Annotated in this window: 3 protein-coding genes; 2 read left to right on the forward strand and 1 reads right to left on the reverse strand. The window is 66.6% G+C overall.

Annotation, left to right across the window (positions count from 1 at the left end; all coding sequences use genetic code 11):
• A partial coding sequence (locus tag L979_RS12300) for a phospho-sugar mutase (RefSeq protein WP_047692499.1) occupies positions 1-1,634 on the forward strand: 1,634 nt, incomplete at its 5' end.
• Positions 1,635-1,718: 84 nt separating this feature from the next.
• Here L979_RS12300 and nirD read toward each other — a convergent pair.
• Positions 1,719-2,126, reverse strand: coding sequence for a nitrite reductase small subunit NirD (gene nirD / locus L979_RS12305; RefSeq protein ID WP_081994465.1), 408 nt, complete (start codon positions 2,124-2,126; stop codon positions 1,719-1,721).
• A gap of 312 nt (positions 2,127-2,438) precedes the next feature.
• Between nirD and nirB the strand changes: the two genes are divergently transcribed.
• Positions 2,439-5,111 carry a nitrite reductase large subunit NirB gene (gene nirB, locus L979_RS12310; protein WP_047692500.1) on the forward strand — a complete coding sequence of 891 codons (2,673 nt, stop codon included), beginning with the start codon at positions 2,439-2,441 and terminating at the stop codon, positions 5,109-5,111.
• Positions 5,112-5,308 lie beyond the last annotated feature (197 nt).

Raw genomic sequence — 5,308 nt, forward strand, 5'->3', positions numbered from 1 at the left:
TGCAGTTCGGCACGGCAGGGCTACGAGCCGAACTCGGCGCGGGTCCGATGCGCATGAACCGCGTGGTGGTCCAACGTGCGGCAGCCGGTGTTGCCGCCCACGTGCTGGAGGTGGCCGGAGGAGATGCCGAACGCGCACCCCGGGCCGTGATCGGTTTCGACTCCCGGAAGAACTCTCAGGTTTTTGCCCAGGACACCGCTGCGGTCTTCACCGCTGCTGGACTGGAAACCCTGATCATGCCGCGTCCGCTGCCCACCCCTGTGCTGGCCTGGGCCGTCAGGGAGTACGACGCCGAAGTGGGTGCGATGGTCACCGCCTCCCACAACCCTGCAGCGGACAACGGGTACAAGATCTATCTGGGTGGGCGTGCCGTTGAGGACAACGGTCGCGGATGCCAGATCGTGCCGCCGCATGACAGCCAGATCGCCGCGCACATTGATGCTGTGGGTGATCTGCGTCAACTCCCCGTGGCCCAGGACGGGTGGACCGTGCTGCCCTACCTGGTGGAATCACACTATTTGGACGCGATCGTGCCCGGTGGCACCGGCGGGACCCGGGAGTCAGCGACCAACCCAGTTCTACCTGGTGCCGCAACAGCTCCGGCGGGTGCTGGAGCGTCGTCGTCGCCCAAGATCGTGCTGACCGCCATGCACGGCGTGGGTGGACCCACCACTGTGGAGGCACTGGCCCGCGCGGGGTTCGCGGACGTGCACCCCGTGCGCGCGCAACACACCCCGGATCCGACCTTCCCCACGGTGGCCTTCCCCAACCCGGAGGAACCGGGTGCCCTTGACCTGGCCTTCGAGTTGGCCCGGGAGGTGGGGGCTGATCTGATCATCGCCAATGACCCCGACGCCGACCGCTGCGCCGTTGCCGTTCCCGACGCCCACCACCCCGCCTTCGTGGACGGGTGGCGGATGCTGCGCGGGGATGAAGTGGGTGTGCTGCTGGGTCTGGCGGCCCTGCGTGATCACGCCGGGGAGGCCGGGGCTGTGGTGGCCAACTCGATTGTGTCCTCCCGCTGGCTGGGACGGATGGCTGCGGCAGCCGGTGTGGAACACCGGGAGACCCTCACCGGCTTCAAGTGGATCACCCGGCAGCCGGGGATCATCTACGGCTACGAGGAAGCCCTGGGTTACTGCATCCAGCCGCAGACCGTGAGGGACAAGGACGGCATCTCCGCCGCCGTCGCCGTGGCACGACTGGCGCAGCAGGCAGCCACGCTGGGCCGGTCCCTGGCCGATGAGTTAGCATCGCTGGCGGTGGAACACGGGTTGTTCACCACGGATCAGCTTTCCATCAGGGTTTCTGACCTTTCCCTGATTCCGCAGATGATGACCACGCTGCGGGAGCACACCCCCACGGAGCTGGCCGGCTCCCCCGTGGTGGAGGTCCGTGACCTTGCCAATCCGCCTGCGGACTCACCGCTGCCGCCCACGAACGGTTTGCTGTTGCTCACGGCAGATGACACTCGCGTGATCGTGCGTCCTTCCGGCACGGAACCCAAGCTCAAGTGCTACCTGGAGGCGGTCACGGAGGTGTCCGCCCCGGAGGCACTGGCGGCGGCGCGCAAGCACGCAGCGGCCCGCCTGGACGCGGTCAAAGAGCAATTACGCGCGCTCCTCACCGCGTGAAGCCACCGTCGAAACGGCAGTTTCCGCCCGCGCAGGTTACTTCAACCTGCAGCAACTTCAGCGATAGTGGCAGGTCGGGAGACCTCAGCGTGCTGGTGCCTCACGCATCGCGGTCACGCGTACCCGGCCGTCAGTCACCTCCACCGGATGGGTGAGCAACCGGTAGTCCTGATTGGACAGACACGCACCCGTGATCAGGGAGTACACCTCCTTGTACAGCGGCGCCGCGATGGTGGGCTCACCGTTCTTGGAGCCCACGATGCCGCGGGCAATCGTGCACGACCCCGTGCGTGGATCACGGTGATCCACGGCGTGAACTGTGTCATCGGGAAGTCGGACCAGTGCGATTTGGATGCCGTCCACACGCGCGGCAACGGCCACGGCCGGCTCCAGATCCGCCAACGCACAAACGTCCACCGCTCGCCCGGTGACGGGCTGGGTCGGACTGCCGAGTTCATTCTCCCGAGGCCTTGCCTGTGCGGGTTCGGTCATGGTCGACATCGATCACTCCAGTTCTGGCGGTTGCACCACACGCATCGGTGCTCGGTGACCGCCGGTGTGTGCTGAATCGGCATCGGACGGTCTTGACGGGCTCAAGACCCCACCGGTTGATCCCAGGATCCCGCGCCCGCGTGTCGGTGGATTCTCCCCGGTGTTGCCAACCGGACACAGTGCCCTCACACCACCGTTGGTCAGTGTGAGGTTGCCGGCAACACGCTTGCAACAGTGGTGAAAGCCCAGGGCAACGGCACATTTCTACGGTTGTGGTGTCCCGGGGCGGTCCCCGGGGGAGGAGGCAGTGCCGTGAGTCGTTCACCGTTCACACCCAACAACCCGCAGCGCATCGCAGTCGTCGGTGGTGGTCCGGCCGCACACCGCTTTGCCGAAGCCGTGCTTTCGGCACAGGACCATCACGTGGTCCTCGATGTCTTTGCCGACGAGCCGCACCTACCCTACGACCGCGTTCAGCTGTCCAAGGCGCTGTCCCGTGAAGTGGACCTGACGCTGGGGGCCGGGTCCATCTGGGAGGACCCCCGGGTGCGGCTGCGTACGGGTTGCAAGGTTCGCGAGATCAACCCGGCCACCAAGACGCTGCGCACGGATGCCCCCGATAGTTCCGTCGCCGCACAGACCTCCCCAAGCGGGCACACCGCGGACGACGCCGGGCGACAGGTTCCACAGACCAGTTTCGAGTGGGATGAACTGGTGCTGGCCACAGGTTCCGATGCGGCTCGGTTGAACATTCCCGGGGCCCAGCGGGCCTTCGTCTATCGCACCCTTGAAGATGTCGCTGCCATCCGCGCGGAGGTGCAGCGGCTGCGGGAGAAGCTGGGACGAACACCGCGCGCCGCCGTCGTCGGTGGTGGTTTGTTGGGGCTGGAAGCCGCAGGTGGGCTCCAAGAACTGGGGGCCGAATCCACGGTGGTGCACTCGCGCCAGTGGCTGATGAACGCGCAACTGGACCAGGGAGCGGGGCAGGCGCTCAACGCCCTGATCTCCCAGCGCGGTGTGGGGCTGCACATGGGGCAGCGCCCCTCCGGCATCAAGCTGGACAAGAAAACCAACGAGGTCAGCGCGGTCGAGTTCACGGATTCCCCCGACCTGCCCGCGGACATGGTGGTGGTCTCCACAGGCATCCGCGCCAGGGACCGGCTGGCCTTCAACTGCGGGATCACCACGGTTGCGCGCGGCGGAGTGGTGATCGACGACGCCTGTCGGACCTCGGCCGATCATGTCTGGGCCATCGGTGAGGTTGCCAGTTTCGACGGCCAGTGCGTGGGCCTGGTGGCACCGGCCAACGCGATGGCGGAGATCGTGGCTGACCGCCTGGCCGGTGGTTCCTCGAGCTTCGACGGTTTCGACACCGCAACCAAGCTCAAACTCTCCGGAGTGGACGTGGCCTCCTTCGGAGATGCCTACGGCCAGACCGAGGGCTGCCTGGAGATCGTCTACGCCGATCCGGCCCGCGGGCTCTACCAGAAAATCGTGACCACGGCCGATGCCAAGACCCTGCTGGGCGGGGTGTTCGTGGGCGATGCCGCCCCCTACCAGTCGTTGCGTCCCTTGCTGGATCGTGAACTTCCCGCCGAACCCGGACTCTACCTGTCGGCCGCCGGTGGTGAGGCGCCGGATGCGGAGCTTCCCGACGACGCCGAGCTGTGCTCCTGCAACGGTGTCAGCTTCGGTGCGGTGCGCGAGGCAGTGGCCTGCGGCGTTCACGAGATGCCCGAGCTGAAGACCTGCACCAAAGCGGGCACCCAGTGCGGGTCCTGCATCCCCATGCTCAAGAAAACCCTGGACCGGGAACTGGCCAAGGCCGGCGTCGAAGTCTCCAAGGCCTTGTGCGAGCACTTCGAACTGTCCCGGACCGAGCTGTTCGAGGCCGTCAGAGCCTTGGATCTGGACTCTTGGAATGCGGTACTGCAACGATTCGGCTCCGGGCTGGGTTGTGACATCTGTAAGCCCGCGGTGGCCTCCGTGCTGGCCTCTCAGCGCGATGAGTACGTACTTGACGCCGGGCGCGGCGGGCTGCAGGACACCAACGACCGTGCCCTGGCCAACATGCAGCGCAACGGCACCTACTCGGTGGTCCCGCGCATGCCCGGTGGAGAAATCACGCCCGAGAAGTTGATCGTGATCGGTGAGGTGGCCAAGAAGTACGGGCTCTACACCAAACTCACCGGTGCGCTGCGGATCACCATGCTGGGTGCCCGGTTAGAGCAGCTGCCCGAAATCTGGAAGGAACTGGTGGAGGCCGGATTCGAGTCCGGCCAGGCCTACGGCAAGGCGTTGCGCAACGTGAAGTCCTGCCTGGGCTCCACGTGGTGCCGATACGGCGTGCTGGATTCGGTCGGCATGGGCATCCGGTTGGAACTGCGCTACCGGGGATTGCGTTCCCCGCACAAGTTCAAGATGGGGGTCTCCGGCTGCGCACGGGAATGCGCGGAGGCCCGGGCCAAGGACATCGGAGTGATCGCCACCTCCGACGGTTGGAACCTCTACGTGGGCGGCAACGGCGGGGCCACACCGGTCCACGGTGAGCTGCTGGCGCAAGGGTTGGACGACGACACCCTGATCGCCTACATCGACCGATACCTCATGTACTACATCCGCACCGCTGACCGCCTGCAGCGTACCGCGCGCTGGCAGGAAGAGCTGGACGGGAAGATCGAGCACGTCAAGGCCGTGGTCGTCGGCGACTCCCTGGGCATCGCAGCCGATCTGGAAGAGGCCATGGCCCGGCACATCGCCAACTATGAGGACGAATGGGCGGCCACCCTCAAAGACCCGGAACGCCTGGCCCGGTTCCGCACCTTTGTCAACGACGCCGAGCCGGATGACTCCATCCGGTGGATCGCCGAACGCGACCAGCACCGGCCCGCCACACCCGAGGAGATCGAAGCCGGGTTGGGTGTTGCTGAGTCCGTGCTGGTTGCCGGCGCCACGTTGCCGGTCGGCCCACCGGCGAAGGTCTGACGGATGGTGGCCGGCCGCACCACAGAAGCCACGCCATCCGCTGCGGGGGCCGCTGTCCACCCGCCTGTTCCTCATGACTCCCCTGACGTATCGGCGGGCGAGGAATCGCCGGGCCAGGAATGGGCGGGCGAGGTCTTGTGCGAGTTACGTGGGCAGCGCATCGGCGTCACGGCGGCCCGCCGCGGCGGGGATCTGTG

The organism is Kocuria sp. ZOR0020 (assembly GCF_000800955.1).
In the GTDB taxonomy this organism is placed as follows: domain Bacteria; phylum Actinomycetota; class Actinomycetes; order Actinomycetales; family Micrococcaceae; genus Kocuria; species Kocuria subflava.